Annotated in this window: 19 protein-coding genes and 5 tRNA genes; 8 read left to right on the forward strand and 16 right to left on the reverse strand. The window is 74.5% G+C overall.

The annotated features are described in order from the left end of the window. Window positions 1-123 precede the first annotated feature (123 nt). Together ABZ576_RS25035 and ABZ576_RS25040 are read right to left on the reverse strand one after the other, a co-directional pair. Entirely contained in the window at window positions 124-945 is an 822-nt protein-coding gene (locus ABZ576_RS25035) for an aminodeoxychorismate lyase (RefSeq protein WP_360744929.1), read from the reverse strand. Further along, entirely contained in the window at window positions 942-1985 is a 1044-nt protein-coding gene (locus ABZ576_RS25040) for a chorismate-binding protein (RefSeq protein WP_360744932.1), read from the reverse strand. Before ABZ576_RS25040 ends, ABZ576_RS25035 begins: the two co-directional genes overlap by 4 nt. A 179-nt stretch (window positions 1986-2164) precedes the next feature. Here ABZ576_RS25040 and ABZ576_RS25045 point away from each other — a divergent pair. The 5 genes from ABZ576_RS25045 (at window position 2165) to ABZ576_RS25065 (ending at window position 2636) form a co-directional block, all read left to right on the forward strand. Next, a tRNA-Gly gene (locus tag ABZ576_RS25045) sits at window positions 2165-2237 on the forward strand. A gap of 38 nt (window positions 2238-2275) precedes the next feature. Beyond that, a tRNA-Cys gene (locus tag ABZ576_RS25050) sits at window positions 2276-2349 on the forward strand. Window position 2350: 1 nt separating this feature from the next. Further along, window positions 2351-2422: transfer RNA gene (locus ABZ576_RS25055), tRNA-Val, on the forward strand. A gap of 41 nt (window positions 2423-2463) precedes the next feature. Beyond that, window positions 2464-2535: transfer RNA gene (locus tag ABZ576_RS25060), tRNA-Val, on the forward strand. A gap of 29 nt (window positions 2536-2564) precedes the next feature. Then, window positions 2565-2636 (forward strand) — tRNA-Val (locus tag ABZ576_RS25065). Window positions 2637-2688: 52 nt separating this feature from the next. Here ABZ576_RS25065 and ABZ576_RS25070 read toward each other — a convergent pair. The 3 genes from ABZ576_RS25070 to ABZ576_RS25080 all read right to left on the reverse strand — a co-directional run bounded on the left by ABZ576_RS25070 (window position 2689) and on the right by ABZ576_RS25080 (window position 4900). Continuing rightward, the gene (locus ABZ576_RS25070) at window positions 2689-2973 is read right to left on the reverse strand and encodes a zf-TFIIB domain-containing protein (RefSeq protein WP_360744935.1); all 285 of its coding nucleotides are present in this window, start codon (window positions 2971-2973) and stop codon (window positions 2689-2691) included. Between the two features lie 80 nt (window positions 2974-3053). Further along, window positions 3054-3995, reverse strand: a complete 942-nt coding sequence (locus ABZ576_RS25075) for a phosphotransferase (protein WP_360745222.1) — start codon at window positions 3993-3995, stop codon at window positions 3054-3056. A gap of 728 nt (window positions 3996-4723) precedes the next feature. Then, entirely contained in the window at window positions 4724-4900 is a 177-nt protein-coding gene (locus ABZ576_RS25080) for a hypothetical protein (RefSeq protein WP_023552040.1), read from the reverse strand. 607 nt (window positions 4901-5507) lie between these two features. Here ABZ576_RS25080 and ABZ576_RS25085 point away from each other — a divergent pair. Beyond that, window positions 5508-6986, forward strand: a complete 1479-nt coding sequence (locus tag ABZ576_RS25085; protein ID WP_360744937.1) for a protein kinase — start codon at window positions 5508-5510, stop codon at window positions 6984-6986. Window positions 6987-7052: 66 nt separating this feature from the next. On the opposite strand, the gene ABZ576_RS25090 is transcribed toward ABZ576_RS25085, so the two are convergent. The 9 genes from ABZ576_RS25090 to ABZ576_RS25130 form a co-directional block, all read right to left on the reverse strand. Next, window positions 7053-7871: an RNA methyltransferase gene (locus tag ABZ576_RS25090; protein WP_360744940.1), complete on the reverse strand. Its 819-nt coding sequence runs from the start codon at window positions 7869-7871 to the stop codon at window positions 7053-7055. A 95-nt stretch (window positions 7872-7966) separates the two neighbouring features. Further along, entirely contained in the window at window positions 7967-9199 is a 1233-nt protein-coding gene (gene cobA, locus ABZ576_RS25095; RefSeq protein ID WP_360744943.1) for a uroporphyrinogen-III C-methyltransferase, read from the reverse strand. 141 nt (window positions 9200-9340) lie between these two features. Continuing rightward, window positions 9341-14236, reverse strand: a complete 4896-nt coding sequence (gene cobT, locus ABZ576_RS25100; RefSeq protein ID WP_360744946.1) for a nicotinate-nucleotide--dimethylbenzimidazole phosphoribosyltransferase — start codon at window positions 14234-14236, stop codon at window positions 9341-9343. Between the two features lie 342 nt (window positions 14237-14578). Further along, window positions 14579-15802 carry a precorrin-6y C5,15-methyltransferase (decarboxylating) subunit CbiE gene (cbiE, locus tag ABZ576_RS25105; protein WP_360744949.1) on the reverse strand — a complete coding sequence of 408 codons (1224 nt, stop codon included), beginning with the start codon at window positions 15800-15802 and terminating at the stop codon, window positions 14579-14581. Between the two features lie 103 nt (window positions 15803-15905). Continuing rightward, complete coding sequence (locus ABZ576_RS25110; protein WP_360744952.1) at window positions 15906-16544, reverse strand: GNAT family N-acetyltransferase; 639 nt, start codon at window positions 16542-16544, stop codon at window positions 15906-15908. 198 nt (window positions 16545-16742) lie between these two features. Continuing rightward, the gene (locus ABZ576_RS25115) at window positions 16743-17573 is read right to left on the reverse strand and encodes a MetQ/NlpA family ABC transporter substrate-binding protein (RefSeq protein WP_360744955.1); all 831 of its coding nucleotides are present in this window, start codon (window positions 17571-17573) and stop codon (window positions 16743-16745) included. Window positions 17574-17637: 64 nt separating this feature from the next. Then, window positions 17638-18375, reverse strand: coding sequence for a methionine ABC transporter permease (locus tag ABZ576_RS25120; protein WP_360744958.1), 738 nt, complete (start codon window positions 18373-18375; stop codon window positions 17638-17640). Then, window positions 18372-19406, reverse strand: a complete 1035-nt coding sequence (locus tag ABZ576_RS25125; RefSeq protein ID WP_360744961.1) for an ATP-binding cassette domain-containing protein — start codon at window positions 19404-19406, stop codon at window positions 18372-18374. The genes ABZ576_RS25120 and ABZ576_RS25125 overlap by 4 nt, the downstream gene beginning before the upstream one ends. Window positions 19407-19747: 341 nt before the next feature. After that, window positions 19748-20398 (reverse strand): HAD family hydrolase, encoded by a 651-nt coding sequence (locus ABZ576_RS25130; RefSeq protein WP_360744964.1) that lies wholly within the window; start codon window positions 20396-20398, stop codon window positions 19748-19750. Between the two features lie 69 nt (window positions 20399-20467). On the opposite strand from ABZ576_RS25130, the gene ABZ576_RS25135 reads away from it, so the two are divergent. Both ABZ576_RS25135 and ABZ576_RS25140 read left to right on the forward strand, forming a co-directional pair. Beyond that, window positions 20468-20827, forward strand: coding sequence for a hypothetical protein (locus ABZ576_RS25135; RefSeq protein ID WP_360744967.1), 360 nt, complete (start codon window positions 20468-20470; stop codon window positions 20825-20827). 1 nt (window position 20828) lies between these two features. After that, window positions 20829-21248 carry a hypothetical protein gene (locus ABZ576_RS25140; protein ID WP_360744969.1) on the forward strand — a complete coding sequence of 140 codons (420 nt, stop codon included), beginning with the start codon at window positions 20829-20831 and terminating at the stop codon, window positions 21246-21248. A gap of 87 nt (window positions 21249-21335) precedes the next feature. On the opposite strand, the gene ABZ576_RS25145 is transcribed toward ABZ576_RS25140, so the two are convergent. Both ABZ576_RS25145 and ABZ576_RS25150 read right to left on the reverse strand, forming a co-directional pair. Next, window positions 21336-21833 carry a GNAT family N-acetyltransferase gene (locus ABZ576_RS25145; RefSeq protein WP_360745225.1) on the reverse strand — a complete coding sequence of 166 codons (498 nt, stop codon included), beginning with the start codon at window positions 21831-21833 and terminating at the stop codon, window positions 21336-21338. A 45-nt stretch (window positions 21834-21878) separates the two neighbouring features. After that, window positions 21879-22385: a sigma-70 family RNA polymerase sigma factor gene (locus ABZ576_RS25150; protein WP_360744972.1), complete on the reverse strand. Its 507-nt coding sequence runs from the start codon at window positions 22383-22385 to the stop codon at window positions 21879-21881. Window positions 22386-22483 lie beyond the last annotated feature (98 nt).

Genomic DNA, 22483 nt, shown 5'->3' on the forward strand with positions numbered 1-22483 from the left:
CGGCCGCGGTCCTGTGCCCCGGTCGCCGGCCCCGGTCGTATGCCCCTGTTGCCGACCCCGGTCGCCGGCCTCTGTCGTATCCCCCGGTCGCCGGCCGCGGTCGTCGGCCCCGGGCGGCCGGGATCAGGGGTCCTGGTCGTGACCGGAGCGCTCGGCGAAGATCCGCATGGCCTTGGCGGTCACGGGGCCCGCGGTCCCGGGCAGTTCGCGCTCGTCGGCCTGGTGCACGGCCTGGACGTCGCGCAGCGTGGAGGTGAGGAAGACCTCGTCGGCACGCCGGAGGACGTCCAGCGGCAGGTCGGTCTCCTTGGCGCCCGTCCACTCGATCACCAGGGCCCGGGTGATGCCCGCGAGACAGCCGGAGGCGACGGGCGGGGTGTGGATCTCGCCGTCCAGGACGACGAAGACGTTCGACCCGGTGCCCTCGCACAACTGCCCCACCGTGTTGCCGAACAGCGCCTCGGACGCGCCGTGTTGGTGGGCGCGGGCCAGGGCGACCACGTTCTCGGCGTACGACGTGCTCTTCACGCCGGCCAGAGCACCGCGTTCGTTGCGGGTCCACGGGACGGTGATCACCGCCGTGGAGTCCGGGCGGCGGGTCGTCCCGGCCACGGCGACCACGAGTGTCGGGCCGTGCTCGCCGCGGTCGGAGCCGAGCGGGCCGTGGCCGCCGGTGTACGTGATCCGCAGCCGGCCGAGCGGCATGGGGTTGGCCTCCAGGACGGCCGTACAGGCGCGGCGCACCTGGTCGTGGTCCGGACCGGGCAGGCCGAGGGCGTGGGCCGAGCGGGTCAGGCGGTCGAGGTGCCGGGTGAGGGCGAACGGCTCGCCGTCGACCGCCTTCACGGTTTCGAAGACGCCGTCGCCGACGGTCAGCCCGTGGTCGAACACGGAGATCCGGGCGGAGTCCGGGTCCCGCAGTCCGTCGTCCAGCCAGATCCTCATAGCAGCGCCCCTTCGGTTTCCTCGTACGCTCCCGACGCTACCGCGAGCAGCCGGGAAGCCTTCAGCTCGGTCTCCCGCCACTCCCCCTCGGGGTCGGAGCCCCAGGTGATGCCGGCCCCGGTGCCGAAGCGCAGCAGGCCCTCGGCCCGGTCGATCCAGAAGGTGCGGATGCCCACGGCGAGCTCGGCGGTGCCCCGGTCGGCGTCCACCCAGCCGACGCCGCCGCAGTACGGGCCGCGGGGCGCCGTCTCCAGCGCCTCGATGATCCGCAGGGCGCTCGACTTGGGTGCGCCGGTGACCGAGCCGGGCGGGAAGGCCGCGGCCAGCAGCTCCGGCCAGCCGGCGTCCTCGCGCAGCTCGCCGCGGACGGTGGAGACGAGGTGGACGAGGCCGGGGTGCTTCTCCACGGCGCACAGGTCGGGGACGGTCACGCTGCCGGTCGCGCAGACCCGCCCGATGTCGTTGCGGACCAGGTCCACGATCATCACGTTCTCGGCGTAGTCCTTGTCCAGGAGGTCCGCCTCGGTGCGCCCGGTGCCCTTGATGGGGCCCGACTCGACGGTACGGCCGCTGCGGCGCAGGAACAGCTCGGGGGAGGCGGTGGCGATCTCCAGGCCGTGCTCCGGCAGGCGGATCGTCCCCGCGTACGGCGCCGGGTTGCCGCGGGCCAGCAGGGCGGTCAGGGCGTCCACGTCGGCGTCGGGCGCGACGGGCGCGCCGAGCACCCGGCAGAGATTGGCCTGGTAGACCTCGCCGGCGGCTATGTGCGCGCGGATCCGGCCGACGGCCGCGGTGTACGCGGCGCGGTCCAGGGAGGAGGTCCAGTCCCCCGGCCGCGGGCCCCGCCAGCGGCCGGGCACCGGCGCGGGCACCGGGTCGTGCCGTACGTCCGCGAAGCGGGCGCAGGTCAGCCGGCCCTCGAAGTCCGCGCAGACGGCCCAGAAGCCGGTGGAGTCCAGGGCGGCCGGATCGCTCGTGACGTCGAGGAGGCCGGTGGCGACGCGGTCGCCGAAACGGGCGAGAGGAGGGTGGTGGAGCACGTGGTCGAGTCTAGGTCGGGTGTCCGTCAGGCGGCCCGGGGATGTCCCGCAGGGGCCCCTGACCACCGGGCCCGCCGGGTGCACCGCAGCACGCTGCGCAAACGCGTTTTTGTACTGGCCGGGGAATCCGCTAGAGTTCAACACGTCGCCGGGACGCGGAAGCGGACCGGAAACGACAAGCGGACGTAGCTCAGTTGGTAGAGCGCAACCTTGCCAAGGTTGAGGTCGCGAGTTCGAGCCTCGTCGTCCGCTCGAAGGAAGAAGGGGTCATCCCGATCCCCTACACTCCTGGTGGAGTGGCCGAGAGGCGAGGCAACGGCCTGCAAAGCCGTCTACACGGGTTCAAATCCCGTCTCCACCTCCAAGGACGATTAGCTCAGCGGGAGAGCGCTTCCCTGACACGGAAGAGGTCACTGGTTCAATCCCAGTATCGTCCACTGGATCTTCGGATCCCGGGTCTTCTCGAAGATCCCCACCCGCGCGATTAGCTCAGCGGGAGAGCGCTTCCCTGACACGGAAGAGGTCACTGGTTCAATCCCAGTATCGCGCACTGTCTGTGACCCGTGGGTCACAGCCCGCGGACGATTAGCTCAGCGGGAGAGCGCTTCCCTGACACGGAAGAGGTCACTGGTTCAATCCCAGTATCGTCCACACACCGGAAAGCCCCCGGCCGTCTCGTACGGCCGGGGGCTTTCGCGTGTCCTCAGCTGGAGAAGAGCATGTGTCCGAAGCTCTTGTGGCGGTGGTGGCCGTAGTGACCGTGACCGCCCTGCGGGGCGCCCCAGGCGGGCGCGGCCGGGGCCGCCGGGTAGGCCTGCGGGGCGGGCGGGGGCGGCGGGGCCGGCTGGGACCACTGGGCCTCCAGGCGGGTCAGCGCCTCCAGCTCGCCGTAGTCGAGGAAGATGCCGCGGCAGCCGCTGCACTGCTCGATCTGGACGCCGTTGCGGTTGTAGGTGTGCATCGGCGCATGGCACTTCGGACACTGCATGGTCGGCTCAACTCCTCGCCGGTCGGTACTGCTTCGTGTTTCCCCAGGACAGACTCCGTTCGGCCCCGGGCGGTTGCAGCCTAGTGCGGGGAGCCGGGCGCGGAACCGGGGGGCGGTGACGGCATGCGCGCGCAGGCGTCGACGAGGGCCTGCTCCACCTCGTCCAGCGGGCGGTCCGCGGCGAGCGCCTTGGTGATCGCCAGGGCGGCGGTCTGCACGGTCAGCGCGCGGGCCGGGACGTCGAGGGCGGGCCAGGGGTCGCCGGTCACGGGCACGGCCGGGCCGCGGGCCTGCCGGTACGCCGTCAGGAAGCGGGTCCACTCGTCGGGCGGGAGGAGACCGCAGGCGTACCAGGCGGCGGGACGGGCGAGGTCCCAGGCCGGGACGCCGGCTCCGAGGTCGTCGACGTCGATGAGCTTCCACGGTCCGTCCGGTGCCGGGTGCCGGACGAGCTGGCCGAGGTGGAGATCGCCGTGACAGAGGGCCGCCGGGCCGGGCATCGGGGCCGCGGCCCCGGCCCAGTCCGGCAGCGCGGCCCAGGCGGCCAGGACGGGGCGGGCGGCGGGACGGGCGGCTGCGGCGTGCGGGGCGGTACGGAGCGCCGCGCGGAGCCGGCCGACCGCCCGGGCGGCCTTGGCGGGGCCGCGCATCGGGGGCAGACCGGTGGGGACCGGGGTGCGGTGCAGCCCGGCCAGGAGGGCGGCGGCGGCCTCCCAGGGTGCCGCGTCCGGGTCGTCCGGGTCGACGGGGGCGCCGTACGGCCAGCACGTCACGAGACGGCCGTGCAGGGGGGCCGGGGCGGGGGTGAGTGGCGGCAGGAGCAGCTCGGGGAGGCGGGCTGCCACGGCGACGCGCAGGGCCAGCGCGCTGCGGTCGGTCTCCGGCGCGTGCGCTTTGGCGACGGTGCCGGCGTGCCGGACGACCGTGGCGTCGGGGCGGGTGGCGAGGGCGGTGCTGCCGCAGGAGCAGGGCGCGGTGGGGGTGCCGGGGTGGGCGGCGGCCCTGGCCTTCGCGGCCAGCACGGGGACGAGGGCGCGCGGGTCCGCGCCGGCGCCGGGGTGTGCGGGCGCGGCCGGGCCGGGGTCCGGGGCGGGGGCTGCGTGTGCGGCCGGGGCTGCGTCCACGGCCGGGGCTGCGTCTACGGCGGCTGCGGCCGGGTGTGCGTGTGCGGCAGGGGCTGCGTCCACGGCCGGGGCTGCGTCTACGGCGGCTGCGGCCGGAAGTGCGTGTGCGGCCGGGGCTGCGTCCACGGCCGGGGCTGCGTCTACGGCGGCTGCGGCCGGGTGTGCGTGTGCGGCCGGGGCCGGGGGCATGTCTGCGGCCGGGTGCCCGTCTGCGCTCGGGGCCGGGTCTGCGGCCGGGTTCCGGGCGGTGGCCTGGCGCGGGTATGGGGCGGTGGCCGGGTGCGTGGCTGCGGCCGGGTGCGTTTCTGCGGTCAAGGCTGCCTCGGGCGGGGTGGGCTGTTCGGCCGAGCGTACCGGGGGCACCGGGGGGCCTCCGTCTGCCTGCGCCGTGCGGAGTGCACCGGGCTGCCGCCGGGCGGGGGCCTCGCCGGGCCTCTCGGCGCGGCGCGCCGTGCCGCTGCCGGGCCGGAGTGGGAGGGGGACGCCGGGAGGGGCTGCAACGGCTAATGCCGGCGCAGCTCCCCAGCTGCGCCGGCATCTGTGCCGTCCGCCGCACCCCCGTCCCCACGGGGTTTCATGGATGGATGTCCCCGCCCGGACCGCTCTTCCGGGCCTGGGGTCGCCGCTCAGCGCCCCAGCATCGCACCCACGGACGACGCCTGTGTGGCCACCGTCTCCCAGCCGTCGAAGACGAGCAGGAGCAGGGCCGCCAGGGGAAGGGCCATGAGCGTCGCCACCAGGGGGTGGCGGCGGCCCGTGCGGCGGGGGGCGAACGTCGTGCGTCGCGGAGCCGTGTGGGCCATGGTCCCTCTCCTGACCGTTTCGGTTGTCATCGGCAAGCGGCGGGTGTCCGACCTCGGGGGACGAGTGCTTGCACCCGCCGCTTGACCTCAAATCTAGGCGCGCGGCAGCCGGCGGGCGTCATGCCTTCGTACCGAATAGCGGGCCTCCGCAAGGATGAGCCCCGGCCTGTGGAGTACTCCCCTGGGTGGAGGCGGGGTCCTAGGTCTCGGGGTCTTCCCCGAAGGGTCGCCCGCTGTGTCCGGTCTTTTCCGAAGCGTCCTTGAGGGTGGACCGGGAGTGACTTCGATCACTGGGGGCGGGACCGCCGGGGGCGCCGGACACGGCTCTCGATCCGGGGCGCGGCCGGGCGCGCGTGCCGGCCGCGCCCGTGGGCCGACGGGCGGGCGGAGCCGGGCACGGCGCCGTCCCGGGGTCCCAACCTCCGCCCGGCACCGGGCGGTTGGGACCGCGGACCGTCTGAAGTCGCCGTTGCGCCGGGCTTCCTGACCGCGTTTCACCTCCCCCGAACGGCCCGCACAATCCGTCCGGCCGAGAGGGCGCGGCCTCTGCGCGCAGGCGGCCGTGGAAACGTAAGCTGTGCCTCGTCACAGGGACCGGGCAGCGGGGATGAACATGGCGATGATGCGCCTGAGGCGCGAGGACCCGCGCGTCGTCGGCTCGTTCAGGCTTCACCGACGGCTCGGCGCGGGCGGGATGGGCGTGGTCTATCTCGGCTCCGACAAGAAGGGGCAGCGGGTCGCGCTCAAGGTGATCCGGCCCGACCTGGCGGAGGACCAGGAGTTCCGGTCGCGGTTCGCGCGTGAGGTCTCGGCGGCCCGGCGCATCCGCGGCGGCTGCACGGCGCGGCTGGTCGCGGCCGACCTGGAGGCCGAGCGGCCCTGGTTCGCCACCCAGTACGTGCCCGGCCCCTCCCTGCACGACAAGGTCGCCGACGAGGGCCCGCTCGGCGCGGCGGACACCGCGGCGGTCGGCGCGGCCCTGTCCGAGGGGCTGGTCGCGGTGCACGAGGCCGGTGTCGTCCACCGGGACCTGAAGCCTTCCAACATCCTGCTGTCCCCCAAGGGGCCGCGGATCATCGACTTCGGCATCGCCTGGGCCACCGGCGCCTCCACGCTCACCCACGTGGGCACCGCCGTCGGCTCCCCCGGCTTCCTCGCCCCCGAGCAGGTGCGCGGCGCGGCGGTCACACCGGCCACCGACGTGTTCTCCCTGGGGGCGACCCTGGCCTACGCCTCCACCGGTGACTCGCCCTTCGGACACGGCAGTTCCGAGGTGATGCTGTACCGGGTGGTGCACGAGGAGCCGCAGCTGTACGGCGTGCCGGACGCGCTCGCCCCGCTGATCCGGGCCTGCCTGGCGAAGGATCCCGAGGAGCGGCCGAGCACCCTCCAGCTGTCGCTGCGGCTCAAGGAGATCGCCGCGCGGGAGGCGCAGGGCCTGTCCGACGTACGACCGCCCGCGCCGCGTTCCGCCGAGGCGGACCGGCCCACCGGGCGGCTCGCCGACACCTATCCCGACCAGCAGCGCGTCCAGCGGCGTACCTCCCCGGGTACGCCGCTGCCGCGCGGGGGCACCCCGTCCCGGGGCGTTCCCTCGCGCGGCGGGCCGGCCTCGCGGGGCGACCTCCCCTCGCGCGGCGGACCGGCCTCGCGCGGCGACGTCCCCTCCCGTGGTGGCGTGGCCTCGCGGGGCGACGGCGGTGGGCGCGGTGGCGGCGCCTCCTCGTCCCGGCCGGGTACGCCGCGTCCCACCCCGGCGCCGCGCGGCGGCGGCCCGCGTTCCAGCGGCGGCCGGCCCGCTCCGCGCAGCGGCCAGGGGCGGCCGGGGCGGCGGCCGACGGGCACCGGGCGGCGGCCGGCCAATCCACGGCTGCTGCGGCAGCGGCTGTTCGTGTTCGTGGTGGTGACGTTGCTGGTGGCACTCGGCATCGCGGTGGCCCAGGGCTGCCAGGGCCCGGCGCGCGGGCTCGGCGACGACGGCGTACAGCGGCAGCGGCAGGCCCAGCCGAGTTACGTGCCGTCCGGTGACGGCAAGGCCGGGCCGGACCCGTACACGTCCACGGTGAGCCGCGACGCCGGGAACTGAGGGCACCGGACGGCGGACGGCCGGGGCGGACGACGCCGCTCCGGCCGTGTCAGGGCACCGCCCCGGTCAGGACTGCGGCCGGCCCGTCGCCACCGCGTAGAACGCCACCGCGGCCGCCGCGCCCACGTTCAGGGAGTCGACGCCGTGGGACATCGGGATGCGGACCCACTCGTCGGCGGCGACCAGCGCCCGGGTGGAGAGTCCGTCGCCCTCGGCACCGAGCATCAGCGCCACCCTGTCCATCCGGTGCGGGGCGGCCTCGTCCAGGATGCGGGCCTTCTCGTCCGGGGTGAGCGCGAGCAGGGTGAAGCCGGCCTCGCGGACCGAGTCCAGGTCCTTCGGCCAGCTCTCCAGACGGGCGTACGGCACCGAGAACACCGCGCCCATCGAGACCTTGACGCTCCGCCGGTACAGCGGGTCGGCGCAGTCGGGCGACAGCAGGACCGCGTCCATGCCGAGGGCCGCCGCCGAGCGGAAGATCGCGCCGATGTTGGTGTGGTCGTTGACCGACTCCATGACCACCACCCGGCGGGCGGAACGGAGCAGTTCGCCGGCCGTCGGCAGCGGCTCGCGCTGCATGGAGGCGAGGGCGCCGCGGTGCACGTGGTAGCCGGTGACGCGTTCGGCGAGTTCCGGGCTGACGGCGTACACCGGGGCCGGGGATTCGTCGATGACGTCGCGCATGACGTCGATCCACTTGGCCGAGAGCAGCATCGACCGCATCGCGTAGCCGGCCTCCTTGGCCCTGCGGATGACCTTCTCGCCCTCGGCGATGAACAGGCCCTCGGCGGGCTCGCGCCTGCGGCGCAGCTCCACGTCGGTCAGGCCTGTGTAGTCGGTGAGGCGCGGGTCGTCGGGGTCCTCGATGGTGATGAGTTCGGCCACGGGGGTGATACTGCCTTGTCCTGGGTGTGGTGCCAACGGCTGGGCGGGGGCGGGTTACCCCGGGTTACGCGTGATCAAGCCAGGGTCGTGGACCGTCACGCCGGGGTTTCGGGGCCGACCCGGACGACCTCGCCGACGACGATGACCGCCGGGGGCCTCACGTCCTCGGCGCGGACCGTGTCGGCGACGGTGGCCAGAGTGGCGTCCACGCGCCGCTGCGCGGCGGTCGTCCCCTCCTGGACCAGGGCGACCGGGGTCTCGGGGGACCTGCCGTGCGCGACGAGCGTCTCGGCGATCTTCCCGATCTTGTCGACGCCCATGAGGATCACGAGCGTACCGGTCAGCTTGGCCAGCGACGGCCAGTCGACCAAGGAACGCTCGTCGTCGGGCGCCACGTGGCCGCTGACCACGGTGAACTCGTGGGCCACCCCCCGGTGCGTGACCGGGATGCCGGCCGCGCCCGGCACCGAGATGGAGCTGGAGATGCCCGGCACCACCGTGCACGGGATGCCGGCCTCGGCGAGCGCGTGCACCTCCTCCATCCCCCGGCCGAAGACGAACGGGTCACCGCCCTTGAGCCGGACCACCGCCTTGCCCTGCTTGGCGTGCTCGACCAGCGCGTTGTTGATGGCCTCCTGGGCCATGTACCGCCCGTAGGGGATCTTCGCCGCGTCGATCACCTCGACGTGCGACGGGAGCTCGGCGAGCAGGTCGCGCGGGCCGAGCCGGTCGGCGATGACGACGTCCGCCTCGGCGAGGAGGCGCCGGCCGCGGACCGTGATCAGGTCGGGGTCGCCGGGGCCGCCGCCGACCAGGGCCACGCCGGGGGTGCGGGTGCGGTGGTGCGGGGCGACGAGCGTGCCGTCGCGCAGGCCCTCGACGACCGCGTCCCGGATGGCGGCGGTGTGCCGGGGGTCACGGCCACGCGCGTGCGTGGTCAGTACGGCCACCGTGACGCCCTCGCTGTGGCCGGTCGCCGGGGTCCACGCCGTCGCCTGGTCGGCGTCGTCGGACCGGACGCACCAGACGCGGTGCCGCTCCGCCTCGGCGGAGGCCCGCGTGTTGGCCTCGGCGTCGCTGGTGGCGATGAGGGCGTACCAGGCCTCGGCGAGGTCGCCGTCCTCGTAGCCGCGCCTCAGCCAGGTGATCTCGCCCGCGTCCGCCATCGCCTCCACCGAGGGCGTCGCCGAGGGGGAGACGAGGACGACGTCCGCGCCTGCCGCGATGAGCGCCGGGAGGCGGCGCTGGGCGACCTGACCGCCGCCGAGGACGACCACGCGGCGGCCGGAGAGGCGGAGACCTACGGGGTAGGCGGGGTGTTCGGCCATGAGGGGCGACTCCTCGTGCAGCTGTGCGATGGGCGCGCTGCACCTTCGGAGCGGCCCTGACGTGCAGATTTTAGGGTGTGGGCCGGCCACAGGACACGGGTGGTCCGACTGCTGAACACCGAACCACCCGTCTTACGGGACCTACTTCTCCGTGACGCCCGCCGAATCGAAGGTGGCCACCTCGTGCATCGCCCGCGCCGTGCTCTGCACCAGCGGCAGCGCGAGCAGGGCGCCCGTGCCCTCGCCGAGGCGGAGGTCGAGGTCGACCAGCGGCCTGAGGCCGAGCTTGTTGAGGGCGGCGACGTGGCCGGGTTCGGCGCTGCGGTGGCCGGCGATGCAGGCCGCGAGGACCTCGGGGGCGATCGCGCGGGCGACGAGGGCCGCCGCGCCGGCGCTGACGCCGTCCAGGATCACCGGCGTCCGCAGCGAGGCGCCGCCGAGCAGCAGGCCGACCATGGCCGCGTGCTCGAAGCCGCCGAGCGCCGCCAGGACGCCGATCGGGTCGGCCGGATCCGGCTGGTGCAGCTCCAGGGCGCGGCGGACGACGTCGGTCTTGCGGGCGAGCGTCTCGTCGTTGATGCCCGTGCCGCGGCCGGTGACCTCGGCCGGATCGGCACCGGTGAAGACGGAGATCAGCGCGGCCGACGCGGTGGTGTTGGCGATGCCCATCTCACCGGTCAGGAGCGCCTTGTTGCCGGCCGCCACCAGGTCGCGGGCGGTCTCGATGCCCACCTCGATGGCCGCCTTGGCCTCCTCGCGGGTCATCGCGGGGCCGGTGGTCATGTCGGAGGTGCCGCCGCGGATCTTGCGCGGCAGCAGGCCCGGGGTGGCGGGCAGGTCGGCGGCGACGCCGACGTCCACGACGCACACCTCGGCACCGACCTGGCTCGCGAAGGCGTTGCAGACGGCTCCCCCGCCGAGGAAGTTGGCCACCATCTGGGCGGTGACCTCCTGCGGCCACGGGGTGACGCCCTGGGCGTGCACGCCGTGGTCGCCGGCGAAGATGGCGACGGCGGCGGGCTCCGGGATCGGCGGCGGGCACTGCCGGGACAGCCCGGACAGCTGAGCGGAGATGATCTCCAGCATGCCCAGCGCGCCGGCCGGCTTGGTCATGCGCTTCTGGCGCTCCCACGCCTCGCCGAGCGCCTTGGCGTCCAGCGGGCGGATCTGTGCGACGGTCTCGGCGAGCAGGTCGTGGGGTTCCTCTCCGGGCAGGGCGCGGCGGCCGTACGTCTCCTCGTGCACCACCCAGGACAGGGGGCGCCGCTTGGACCAGCCGGCCTGCATCAGCTCCGGCTCGTCCGGGAACTCGTCGACGTACCCGACACACAGGTAGGCGACGACCTCCAGGTGCTCGGGCAGGCCGAGCGCGCGGACCATCTCCCGCTCGTCGAAGAAGCTGACCCAGCCGACGCCGAGGCCTTCGGCGCGGGCGGCGAGCCAGAGGTTCTCCACCGCGAGCGCCGAGGAGTAGGGCGCCATCTGCGGCTGGGTGTGGCGGCCGAGGGTGTGCCGGCCGCCGCGGGTGGGGTCGGCGGTGACGACGATGTTGACCGGGGTGTCGAGGATGGCCTCGATCTTCAGTTCCTTGAACTGCTTGGCCCGGCCCTTGGGCAGCGACTTGGCGTAGGCCTCGCGCTGGCGCATCGCCAGTTCGTGCATGGTCCGCCGGGTCTCGGCGGACCGGATCACGACGAAGTCCCAGGGCTGCGAGTGGCCGACGGAGGGCGCGGTGTGCGCGGCCTCCAGCACTCTCAGCAGGACTTCGTGCGGGATGGGGTCGCTGCGGAAGCCGTTGCGGATGTCGCGGCGCTCGCGCATCACCTTCAGGACGGCCTCGCGCTCGGCGTCGGCGTATCCGGGCGCCGCCGGACCGGTGGACTCTCGTGCTTCCGCCACTTCGGCCGTGCTCTCTTCCTGGTCGGCGGCCCTGGTCTCCAGGTCCTCCGCGTGCTGTACGACATCGGGTGCGGGCTCCGCGTCCGGCGCGGCCCCCGGCTCGCCCTCCCGGGGCGCGGGCACCATCGCCACCGGCTCCGGCTGCCCCTGCGGACCCTGCAGCTCCTGCGGACCCTGCAGGTCCTGCGCCCCCTGGGGCTCCTGCGGCTCGCCGGCCACCAGGGCCTCCGCGGGTACGACGAGCGGCTGCGGCGGGGTGGGCGCCAGGTGCGGCGTGGTGGGCACCTGGCCCTCCACCGGCACGAACTGCCCGAGCGGCTGCTCGGGGTACTGCGGCTGCGGGGCCGCCGCCGGATCCGCTACGCCGGTGACCTGCGCCTGCGACGGGAGCTGCGGGCCGGCGGCCGGAACGGGGGTGCCGGTCCCGGCGGCCGCGTCCTGCCCGGCGACGTCCGTGGCCTGCGCCTGCTGGGGCACGGCGGCCACGGCCGGGGCGTCCGTCGCGGCCGGGGCGTCAGTCGCGGCCAGGGCGTCAGTCGCGGCCAGGGCGTCAGTCGCGGCCAGGGCGTCAGTCGCGGCCAGGGCGTCAGTCGCGGCCAGGGCGTCAGTCGCGGCCGGGGGGGCGGCGTCCTGCGGCATGCTCCCGGCGAGCTGCGGGCCCTGCGCCTGGAGCACGGCCGGCTCGGCCACCACCTCGGCGGCCTCGGGCGCTCCGGCACCGGCGGGCCGGGCGGGCCCGTCGGCCTGCGGCGCTTCCCCGGCCGGTGCGTCGGCCTGCGGCGCCTGGGCGTCGGGGGCCTGCGCGACGGGCACGGTGGGCTCCTGGAGGGCGGCGGCCTCCGCCACGACGGGTACGGCGTCGGTGGCACCGGGAGCGTCCGGGGCCGGCTGCACCGGGGCGGCGGGGTCGGTGACGGCCGGCGCGTCCTGCGGGGCGACGGGCTCGGCGGCGGGGGCGGTCACCGGGACGGTCGCCTCGACGGCAGGCAGGCCGGCGGGCTGGGCGGGGTCCGGGGCGGGCACGGCGCCGGCGGGGTCGGTGACGGCCACGGCGGCGACCGCACCGGCGGGGTCGGTGACGTCCGGAGCGACGGTGTCGGTGACGTCCGGGGCGGCGGCCGCGCCGACAGGCGCGCCGGCCTCCGGAGCGACGGCCGCGCCGGCGGAATCGCCGGCCTCCGGGGCGGTGGGCACGCCGGTGGGGTCTGTGCCCTCCTGCGGGGCCACTCCCTGAGCGGCGATCACCTCATGCGGTGCAGCGGCTTCCTGAGCAGCGGTCACATCCGATGCTGCCGCGTCCTGAGCAGCGGTCGCGTCCGCGGAAGGGGTCGCGTCCGGCACGGCCATGGGCTGCGGGGCCACCTGGACGGAGTCGGCGGGCTGCGGGGCGTCGGCGACCTGGGTGGCGTCGGCGGGCTGGGCGGCCGCAGCGGGCTGCACGCCCTCGGTGGACGGCGCGGCGGCCGCGGCCTGCTGAGCGGGCCCGGCGGGCGGCACGGCCTGCACCGGCTCTGCGGCTGCGGCGACCGGCTGAGCCGTCTCTGCCACCGCCGTACCGATCACCGCCGTACCGTCGGCCGCCGTACCGCTCGCCGCCGTCTCGGGCGTCGCAGGTGCGGCCACGGCAGCGGGAGCCTCGGCGGACTGAGCGGGGATGGTGGCCTCGGCGGACTGAGCGGGGTCGATGACCTCGGCGGACTGAGCGAGGGCGGTGGCCTCGGCGGCCGGAGCGGTCTGGGGGGCCTCGGCGGCCGGTGCGGCCTGGGGGACCTCGGCGGCCGGAGCGGTCTGGGGGGCCTCGGCGGCCGGAGCGGTCTGGGGGGCCTCGGCGGCCGGAGCGGTCTGGGGGGCCTCGGCGGCCGGTGCGGCCTGGGGGGCCTCGGCGCCCTCCGACGCCGGAACGGCCTGTTCCTGAGGCTCCGCCACGTCCTGGTCGGCGACGGCGGCGGATCTCTCAGCCGGCTCCGGGCCCTGGGCACCGCCCGGCACCCCGGTGGTCTGCCCCTCCCCTACGGGCACCTGCCCGAGCGCCTCCCCGGGCGCGGGCACGGCGCCCTCGGCGGCAGGCACCGCCTGCTCCGTCGGCACCGTCTGCTCAGCCGGGGTCACCTCGGCCACGAGTCCGCCGTCGGCACCCTGCGCCACCGGCACGGGAACGCCCTCGGCGGCCGGCTCCCCGGGGGCCGCAACGCCCTCGGCACCCTGCGCCGGCGATGCCGGAGCGCCCTCGGCGCCCTGCTCCCCCGGGACCGGAACGCCCTGCGCGCCCTGTTCCGCCGGAAGCGGCTCGGGGGCGGCCCCGGCGTCCGGGGCGGGCTGTTCGGCCGCGGCCGGCGGGTTCTCGGCCGGCGGAACGGCCGGCGCGCTGTACACCCCGTCGTGACCGTGCACCGGCTGCACCCCGTCGTGGGCGTGCACGACCGCCGGGCCCGGCGCGTGGGCGGCGTCGCCGGGGTGTACCCGGGCCGCGGCCTGGTGGGCGAGGCGGGCCACCGCGGCCTGGGCGGCGTCGGCCGGCTCGGCGGGCGCGGGCGCGGGCGGACTAACCGTTTCCGCAGCCGGGGCCCGGGTGTCGACCTGGGCCGGGGCGGCCGGGGCCGCGCCCCAGGGGGCCGCGCTCTGCGGGGCCATGTCACCCAGGGGCTGCGCGTCGAGGTACTCGGGGCCGGCGGCCGGCGGACCGGGCTGGCGTACCGGCGCGCCCGCGGGGCCTCGGTCGGCGAGGGAGCGGACCGGGCTGGCGGAGGCGTCGGGGATCGGCGGGCCGAGGTGCAGCGGGCGGCGCTGCGGCTGCGGCGCGGCCGCCGGGTCGTGCGGCGTCGAGAGGATGGGCGACGGCGGCACGGAGGCCGGGCCCGCATGCGGCAGCCGGACGCCGCTGAGGTCGACGGAGCCGCTGTCCCGGCCGCTCATCTCGTGGGGGCCCGGCTCGTGGACGGCCTCGACGACCGGTTCCGGGGCGGGGGGCGGCAGCTCGTTGCCCCACGCGCCCTGGGCACCCGGCAGCAGCAGGTCTTCGTCCTCGGCGGGTGCTTCGGAGAGGTAGGTGTACGCGCCGTGCGCGTGGACGCCCGGCTGCTCCACCATGCCTGCGCTCTCCGGCTGCCCCTCGCCCGGGACCTGGCCGGTGTCGGTCATGCGTACCCCTCGCCCATCGGTTAGTGCTCCTACGACCAGCTCACCCGGAACGGCGCACCGACCGCCCCGCAGTGAAGAACGAGCGTCCGTGCCCAGCGGCACGAACGACCCGCCGGAAAAGGCGACAAAGCCATTCAGTGGCATTGTCCCGGCCGTGCCGCCGTAGCGACAGCATGATCCGCGACAGCTCGCTGTGGACTGCGCCACGTTGCGCGTCCTCCGGTTCCGCCGTACCACACCCACCCCAAAACGGGTGTGCGTTCCGGACATTGGCGCACGAAGTTCGGGCCACCGGTGCGGTACAACGATCGGCCAGCCTACCGCGCCGGTACGACAACAGGATCACGGGGCGCGGTCCGGCAGCACCCCGCTGAGCAGGAACGCGACACTCCGCTCGGTCTCCGTCCAGGCACGTGTGTCGAGTTCGACGGACTGGAGCAGGGCGCACTCGACCAGGTACCCGTGCTCGGTCAGGTCGCGGCCGACGCGTTCGGCCGCGTCGCGGGTGGCGGCGTGCGTGACGATGCGCTGCGGGCGCCGGTCGGCGACCGCGGAGACGACCGCCGGTCCCCCGCCGCCGACCCGTACGACGTCCGGCTCGGGCAGGTTCTCCAGGACGTGCGGGGCGGTGCCGCAGACCACCTGGAGCTGGACGCCGAACCGGCGCGCGGCCCCCTCGGCGCGGGCGCAGGCGGCCGGGTCGCGGTCGACGGCGATCACGGCGGCGCCGGCCCGCGCGGCCTCGGCGGCGAATGCGCCGGAGCCGGAGCCGATGTCCCACACCAGGTCGCCGACGCGGGGCCCGAGGCGGGCGAGTTGGGCGGCGCGGAGCAGTTCGCGCTCGCCCTCGCCGAGCCCTCCGCCCGGTCCGGCGCCGTAGGTCTCGTCGGGCTGCACCCAGCCGCGCGGGCCGGCGCCCGGTTCGCGTCCGGCGATCCAGCCGCCGCCCTCCCCCGCGCCGGCCGGTCCGCCGATGACGATCACGACGTTGGGGTCGCGCCAGGTGTGGTCGGCGGCCTTGTCGGAGGTGACGACGGTGACCTGTTCGCGGTCGGTGCCGAGTTCCTCGCAGATGACGAAGGTGCGGTGGACGCCCTCCAGCAGCAGGCCGAGTTCGGCGGGGCCGGCGCCGGGCGCGGTGAGGACGGCGACCTTCGGGTGGGCGCGGCAGACGTTGACGGCCCGGCGCAGGGTGCGCGGGTGGGCGACGACGACCTGGGCGTCGTCCCAGGGCATGCCGGCGCGGGCGAAGGCGGTGGCCACCGAGGAGACGGCGGGGACGACCTCCACCTCCAGGCCGAACTCGGGTGCGCGCAGCGTCCGTACGACACCGAAGAAGCCGGGGTCGCCGTCGGCGAGCACGACCGCGGTGCCGCGGTGGGCGGCGATGCGGCGGGCGGCCAGGGCGAGGCTGCCCAGGCGGATCCGCTCGGCGGTGGGCGGCACCTCGGGCAGCGCCAGGTGGTGGGCGGCACCGGCCACGAGGGTGGCGGCGCCGAGGGCGGCCCGTGCCGCATCGGTCAGCGGCGAGCCGTCCCAGCCGATCACCGTGACCCGGTCGGCCATCGTCGTCAGTCTCCAGGGGTTTTGCGCGGGTCTTGCGGGAAAGAGCCCGGGGCGGGCTCCGTGAGGGTATCGGGTGCGGTGCGGGGGCCGGTCGCCCGCGGGCTCAGTTCCAGTCCGAGTACGACGTGAAACCGCCCGTGTCGGCCAGCTGCTCGCTGACTCCGGCGAGGTCCTCCGGCAGCAGGCTCCAGACGATGATGTCCGTGCGCACCTCGGTCCAGGCACCGTCCTCGGTCCTGGTCCGCGCTATCCAGGCGTTGCGGAGCACGCCCTCGCTGATGCAGCCGATCTTCTGGGCGACCTGCTGGGAGGCGGTGTTGTCGGCGGCGGTGCGCAGTTCGAGCCGCTCGAACCCCTGGTCGTGGAAGAGCCACTGGGCGGTGGCCAGGGCGGCCTCGGAGGCGTAGCCCTCGCCGCGGGCCCAGGGGGCGACGACGTAGGCGATCTCGCTGGAGCGGACCCGCCAGTCGGTGTTCCGCACATGCACGACGCCGACGAGCCGCTGGGTGAGGAACTCGGTGATCGCGAGCACGATGCCGCGGCCCTCGGTGCGTTCGCCGGGGGCGATCCGGGTGATCCACCGGCGGGCGTCGGCCTCGGTGTAGGGGTGGGGGACGGTGGTCCAGGCGACGACCTGCTCGTCGTTCATCATCTCGGCCATGGCGGGGACGTCGTCCTCGTCGAGGGGACGCAGCACCAACCGCTCCGTGCTGATGGAGATGTTGGGGAAGGTGCTCGTCATGCGCCGCTCCGTAACCTTCGGGAATCCTCGGACGACCATCGGTGCCGTCAGCCCTGCTGAACTGCCCAGCATGCAGCATGAAACCACTCGATCGCACGACGGGGTCCACACCCGGTGAGGGAGTGGACCCCGTGCGTCGCGAAACGCCGTGTACGTGCCGTCGGCGGCCCGTCAGGTCACGGGCCGGGCGGGTCGGGTTCAGAAGGAGGCGATGACCGAGCCCTGGTACTTGTCCTCGATGAACTTCTTGACCTCGGGCGAGGTGAGGAGCTTGGCGAGCTTCTTGACCCGCGGGTCCTTCTCGTTGCCCTCCTTCACGGCGAGGAAGTTGCCGTACGGGTTGTCCTTCGCGGACTCCAGGACGAGGGCTTCCTTGGCCGGCTTCAGGCCCGCGGAGATGGCGTAGTTGCCGTTGACCACGGCCGCGTCCACGTCGTCAAGGGAGCGCGGGGTCTGGGCCGCCTCGACCTCCTTGAACTTGAGGTTCTTGGGGTTCTTGGTGATGTCCCGCGGGGTGGCCTCGTTGCCGGCGCCGTCCTTGAGGGTGATGAGCCCGTTGGCGGCGAGCAGCTTCAGGGCGCGGGCCTCGTTGACGGCGTCGTTCGGGACGGCGATGGTCGCACCGCTCTTGAGGGCGTCGGCCTTCTTGACCTTGTGGGAGTACAGGCCGAGCGGCTCCAGGTGCACCGTGACGACGGGCACGATGTGGGTGCCGCGCTTCTTGTTGAAGTCGTCGAGGTAGGGCTGGTTCTGGAAGTAGTTGGCCCCGACCGAGCCGTCCTCGGTCGCCGTGTTCGGCGCGATGTAGTCGGTGAACTCCTTGACCTGCAGGTCGAGGCCCGCCTTCTTCGCCAGCTTGTCCTTGACGAAGTTGAGGATTTCGGCGTGCGGGGTCGGGCTCGCGGCGACGATCAGCGGGCCGCTGGTGTCGGCGGAGCCGGAGTCCTTGTCGGAGCCGCAGGCGGTCAGCCCGAGGGTGAGGGCTCCGGTGGCGAGGACGGCGGTGGTGAGCTTGGCGGTGTTACGCACGAAAAGTGCCTTTCCTTAAGGGTGGTGCGACCCCGTGTATGGGTGAACGGGGAGTCTCGGGGGCTCAGGCGACCTTGCCGACGTCGGCCGAGGCCGGTTCCTTCGCCTTCAGCAGGCGGAGCTTGGGCGCGGGGCCGGAGCGGGCGCCGCGGCGGTGCAGGGAGCGGGCGGCGAAGTCGCCGGCGAACTGGATGAGGGAGATGACGACGGCGAGGATCGCCACGGTGATCCACATCAGCTCGGTCTCGAAGCGCTGGTAGCCGTAGCGGACGGCGAGGTCGCCGAGGCCGCCGCCGCCGACCGTGCCGGCCATGGCGGAGTAGCCGATCAGGGCGATGATCGTGGTGGTGGTGCTGGCGATCAGCGAGGGCAGGGCCTCCGGGACGAGCACCTTGCGGACGATCGTCCAGGTGTTGCCGCCCATGGACTGCACGGCCTCGACCAGTCCGTGGTCCACTTCGCGGACGGCCGTCTCCACCAGGCGGGCGAAGAAGGGGATGCCGCCGATGGCCAGCGGCACGATCGCCGCGGTGGTCCCGATGGTCGTGCCGGTGACCCAGCGCGTGAAGGTCATCAGCGCGACCATGAGGATGATGAACGGCATGGACCGGCCGATGTTCACGATCTGGCCGATCGCCTTGTTGGCGACCACGTTCTGGATCAGGCCGCCCCGGTCCGTCAGGACGAGGAGGATGCCGAGCGGCAGGCCGGCGACGACGGCGATCAGGGTGGACCAGAGCACCATGCTGAGCGTCTCGGAACACGACTGCGACAGCAGCGGCTGCATCTCCGACCAGGTCACTTGGCACCTTCCTTCACCAGCAGGGCGTCCTGGCCCACGACGTCGATCTGGAGGCCCTGTTCGCGCAGGAACCCGATCGGCACCACGTTGTCCTCGTAGCGGCCGGGCAGTTCGATGCGCATGCGGCCGACCTGGAGGCCGCCGACGGTGTCGATGGCGGCGCCGAGGATCGAGACGTCGACGTTGTAGGTGCGTGAGAGCTGGGAGATGACCGGCTGGGTGGCGGCCTCGCCGTGGAAGGTGACGTCCAGGACGGTCCGGTCGGCGCCGGTGGCCTCGCCGCCCACCGGGAACAGCGCGGCGGCGAGCGTGGAGCCCGGGGTGGCCAGCAGCTCGCTGACCGTGCCGGACTCCACGATCCGGCCCCGCTCCATGAGGGCGGCGGAGTCGCAGATCGACTTCACGACGTCCATCTCGTGGGTGATGAGCAGGACGGTCAGGCCCAGCTGCCGGTTCAGGTCGCGCAGCAGCTGGAGGATGGAGCGGGTGGTCTCCGGGTCGAGGGCGCTGGTGGCCTCGTCGGACAGGAGGACCTTGGGGTCGCCGGCCAGGGCGCGGGCGATGCCGACGCGCTGCTTCTGGCCGCCGGACAGCTGGGCGGGGTAGGCCTTGGCCTTGTCCGCGAGGCCGACCAGGTCCAGCAGTTCCAGCGCCTTGCGGGAGCGTGCCCGGCCCGCCTGGCCGAGGATCTCCAGCGGCAGCTCGACGTTGTCCTGCACGGTCCGCGAGGAGAGCAGGTTGAAGTGCTGGAAGACCATGCCGATCCGGCTGCGGGCGCGGCGCAGTTCCCTGCCGGCGCGCGGTCCGCGGCCGGCCAGGGCGGTGAGGTTCTGTCCGGCGACGGTCACGGTGCCGGAGGTGGGGCGCTCCAGCAGGTTGACGCAGCGGATGAGGGAGGACTTGCCGGCGCCGGACTGGCCGATGACGCCGTAGACCTCGCCTTCGCGGACGTGGAGATCGACGCCGTCGAGGGCGGTGACCTCACGGCCGCGTGAGCGGTAGACCTTGGTCAGGCCCGAGGTGGTGATCACGTGGGTTTCCGTCACTGTCGAGTGCGCGGGCGTGGGTGTGCCCGGGCACGGGTGCATGCGGTTCAGGCATGGAGAGTGGTGCGTCCAGTACGGCTACGGCGCACGGACATGCCACGGCTCTCGCTTCGGGGCGCGAGGCTCAGCTGATGCGGGGGCCCTCTAGAAGGCGCACATTCGACACATCAGGCGACACATACAACGAGCACCGGGCGTCATGGTCGCCTCGGTCGCAAGGGTGCGGCAGCTCGTCGTGGTCATGCGCTCAGTAAACCAGACGGACGGTCCTGACCGGCCGCCGCTGTCCGGATGGTGGACAGCGGCGGACAGGGCGCGCCGGGGCCTCAGCGGCGCACGGAGATCTCCACACCCCGGTCGGTGACCAGTGCGGACAGGGCCGACAGGTCCTCGACCACCAGGTCGGCCTCCAGCTCCTGCGCGCGGTGGGTTGTGGCCAACGCCACGGTGGTCATCCCGGCGGCGCGGCCCGCCTGGAGTCCGGCCGGGGCGTCCTCGAAGACGACGCACCGGGCGGGGTCGACGCCGAGCCGCCGGGCGGCGAGCAGGTAGGGCTCGGGGTCGGGCTTGCCGCGCGTGATGTCGTCGGCGGCGATCAGCGTCTTGGGCAGGATGCCGACGGCGTCCAGGCGGGCCTCGGCGAGCCGCCGCGTGGCGGAGGTGACGACGGCCCAGGCGTCGGCCGGCAGGGAGTCGAGGAAGTCCCGGGTGCCGGGCAGGAGCCGTACACCGCCCTGCGGAACGTCGTCCACCTCCAGCTGCTCGACCCGGGCGACCGCCTCGGCCACGAGGTGGGCGGGCAGCAGGTCGGCGACTATCTCGGCGGCGGGCCGCCCGTGCAGCGCCACCCTCCCGAACTCCTCGGCCGTGATCCCGTACTCCCGGGCCCAGCGGGTCCAGCAGCGCTCGACGGAGTCGAGGGAGGAGACGAGGGTGCCGTCGTTGTCGAACAGGAGGGCGTGCGCGTGGATCGTCATGGTCTAGACCCTACGGCGTACGGCGGGGGCGACGGCCCGGGGCCGTACGGGCCGTAATAGGGTCGCGGCATGCTCAATGCCCTGACGCTGGTGACCGGGGTCGCCGCGCTGCTGCTCGCCGCCTGGTGCGGCTGGGCCGCCCACCGCGGCCAGCCGACGAAGGACTGGCACTTCATCGGCATGGCCGTGGTGTCGCTGCTCGCCCTCGTCCAGCTGGTGATCGGGATCGTGCAGCTGGCGCGGGGCGAGAAGCCGGAACAGGGCACGACGATCTTCGTGGCGTATCTGCTGGGCGCGTTCGCGTGCGTTCCGGCGGCGGGCCTGATGTCGCTGGCCGAGCGGACCCGCTGGGGTTCGGTGACGGTGGCCGCCGGCGGTGTGGTGCTGGCCGTGCTCCAGGTGCGGCTCTACGACATCTGGGGAGGCTGAGGTGACGGCGGTGGAGGAGAAGCCGGCCCGGTTGATCAGCGGACCGGGCATGCTGCTGGTCTGGTTCTACGGCGTGATGGTCGTGGGGGCGGTGTCGCGGTCGGCGTACCAGATCGCCACGGAGTTCGACCGGGCGCCGCTCGCCTACTCCCTGTCGGCGCTGGCCGGGGTGGTGTACGGGTTCATCACCTACACGCTGGTCCGGGGCGGCGAGACCGCCCGACGGGCGGCACTGGTGTGCTGCGCCGCCGAGCTCGCCGGAGTGCTGGTCGTGGGGACGTGGACCCTGGCCGACCGCTCGGCCTTCCCGGACGCCACCGTCTGGTCGGACTACGGGGCGGGGTACGTCTTCATCCCGGTGCTGCTGCCGCTCTCCGCGCTGTACTGGCTGCGGAAGGCACGGACCGCGCAGGGCGCCTGAGCCGCGGCGGCGGGCAGCCCGTGCCAGGTCGCGCTCACGCGGGGCGGCCGCCGGCCGGTGCGGCCCCGCACCCCCGCGCCGGGCGTCTCAGGCCGTGGCCACGTAGGTGCCCGCCTGCTTCTCCAGGATGATCATCTCCACCCCGTCGGCGCCCTTGGCCCGGCCCACCGCCTGGTAGCCGACCCGGCGGTACAGGCGCAGGCTGCCCTCGCTGCGGTGTCCGGTGAACAGGCGGAACCTGGTGGCACCCCGCTCGTCCGCGAGCGCCGCCTCGGCCGCGCGCAGCAGCCGCGCGCCGATGCCGTGGCCCTGGAGGCGGGGGTGGACGCAGAGCTTGCCGATGTCCGCCGCGCCGTCCTCGGTCACCTTGCCGCGCACCGAGCCGACCACCTCCTCGCCGAGCCGGGCGACGAAGACGCAGTCGGCGGCGACCTCCTGGCGGACGGAGTCCAGGGTCTGCACGAGCGGGTCGATGCGGTAGTTGCCGTAGAGCGCCGCCTCGCTCTGGAAGCACAGGTACTGGAGCCGGAAGATCTGCTCCGCGTCCTGTTCGGTCGCCACCGAGATGGTCACGCTCATGCCCATGTGCGCATGCCTCCCGCTCACCTGATCACCTGTCGTCCCCCACTCCTATCCCCGCACTTCGCAGGCCGCAACCTCCGGAGTGAGCAATCGGCGCAGACATCCCAGACATCGGGAACGTTCCGGGCCGAGACTCCCCTGTGAGATACCCAACTCCCCCGCGATCTCCCGGTATGTCAGGTCCTTCGGCGACAGCAGCGCCTCCAGCAGGCGGGGGCAGCGGCCGGGCAGGCGGCCCACCGCGTCCCGCAGGGCGCGGTGCCGGGCGGCGGTGAGCACGAGCTGTTCGGGCCCGGGCCGCGCCTCGTCGGCCGGCTCGCCGTCGTACGGCCCTTCCAGGCGGGTGGCACGCCGGCTGCGGCGGGCTTCGGCGCGGACGGCCTTGCGCAGCCAGCCGTGCGGGTCCCGCGGTGGTCCGTCGGTCTCCAGCCGCTCCAGGAGGCGGAGCCAGACGGCCTGCTCCAGGTCGTTCGGCTCGTCCCCGAAGGCATATGCCTCCGCGGCCGCCTCGGCGGTGAGCAGCGGGCGCAGGGTGGCTACCAGGTCGTGCGTCATATGCGGAACGACGAGCCGCCCCGGCGGCGGGTTGCCGGGGCGGTGCACAGTGACCCCGAACGGGGTGCCGGCCGGTGCGCCGGTTGACGCGGCGGCCG

Source organism: Streptomyces sp. NPDC013455 (assembly GCF_040632975.1).
Classification (GTDB): Bacteria; Actinomycetota; Actinomycetes; order Streptomycetales; family Streptomycetaceae; genus Streptomyces.

Excerpts from the sequence above, each read along its gene's own strand:
- ABZ576_RS25035 (WP_360744929.1), bottom strand. The coding sequence starts at position 945 with ATGAGGATCTGGCTGGACGACGGACTGCGGGACCCGGACTCCGCCCGG.
- ABZ576_RS25070 (WP_360744935.1), bottom strand. The coding sequence starts at position 2,973 with ATGCAGTGTCCGAAGTGCCATGCGCCGATGCACACCTACAACCGCAAC.
- ABZ576_RS25080 (WP_023552040.1), bottom strand. The coding sequence starts at position 4,900 with ATGGCCCACACGGCTCCGCGACGCACGACGTTCGCCCCCCGCCGCACG.
- ABZ576_RS25085 (WP_360744937.1), top strand. The coding sequence starts at position 5,508 with ATGAACATGGCGATGATGCGCCTGAGGCGCGAGGACCCGCGCGTCGTC.
- cobA (WP_360744943.1), bottom strand. The coding sequence starts at position 9,199 with ATGGCCGAACACCCCGCCTACCCCGTAGGTCTCCGCCTCTCCGGCCGC.
- cobT (WP_360744946.1), bottom strand. The coding sequence starts at position 14,236 with ATGACCGACACCGGCCAGGTCCCGGGCGAGGGGCAGCCGGAGAGCGCA.
- cbiE (WP_360744949.1), bottom strand. The coding sequence starts at position 15,802 with ATGGCCGACCGGGTCACGGTGATCGGCTGGGACGGCTCGCCGCTGACC.
- ABZ576_RS25110 (WP_360744952.1), bottom strand. The coding sequence starts at position 16,544 with ATGACGAGCACCTTCCCCAACATCTCCATCAGCACGGAGCGGTTGGTG.
- ABZ576_RS25130 (WP_360744964.1), bottom strand. The coding sequence starts at position 20,398 with ATGACGATCCACGCGCACGCCCTCCTGTTCGACAACGACGGCACCCTC.
- ABZ576_RS25135 (WP_360744967.1), top strand. The coding sequence starts at position 20,468 with ATGCTCAATGCCCTGACGCTGGTGACCGGGGTCGCCGCGCTGCTGCTC.
- ABZ576_RS25145 (WP_360745225.1), bottom strand. The coding sequence starts at position 21,833 with ATGGGCATGAGCGTGACCATCTCGGTGGCGACCGAACAGGACGCGGAG.
- ABZ576_RS25150 (WP_360744972.1), bottom strand. The coding sequence starts at position 22,385 with ATGACGCACGACCTGGTAGCCACCCTGCGCCCGCTGCTCACCGCCGAG.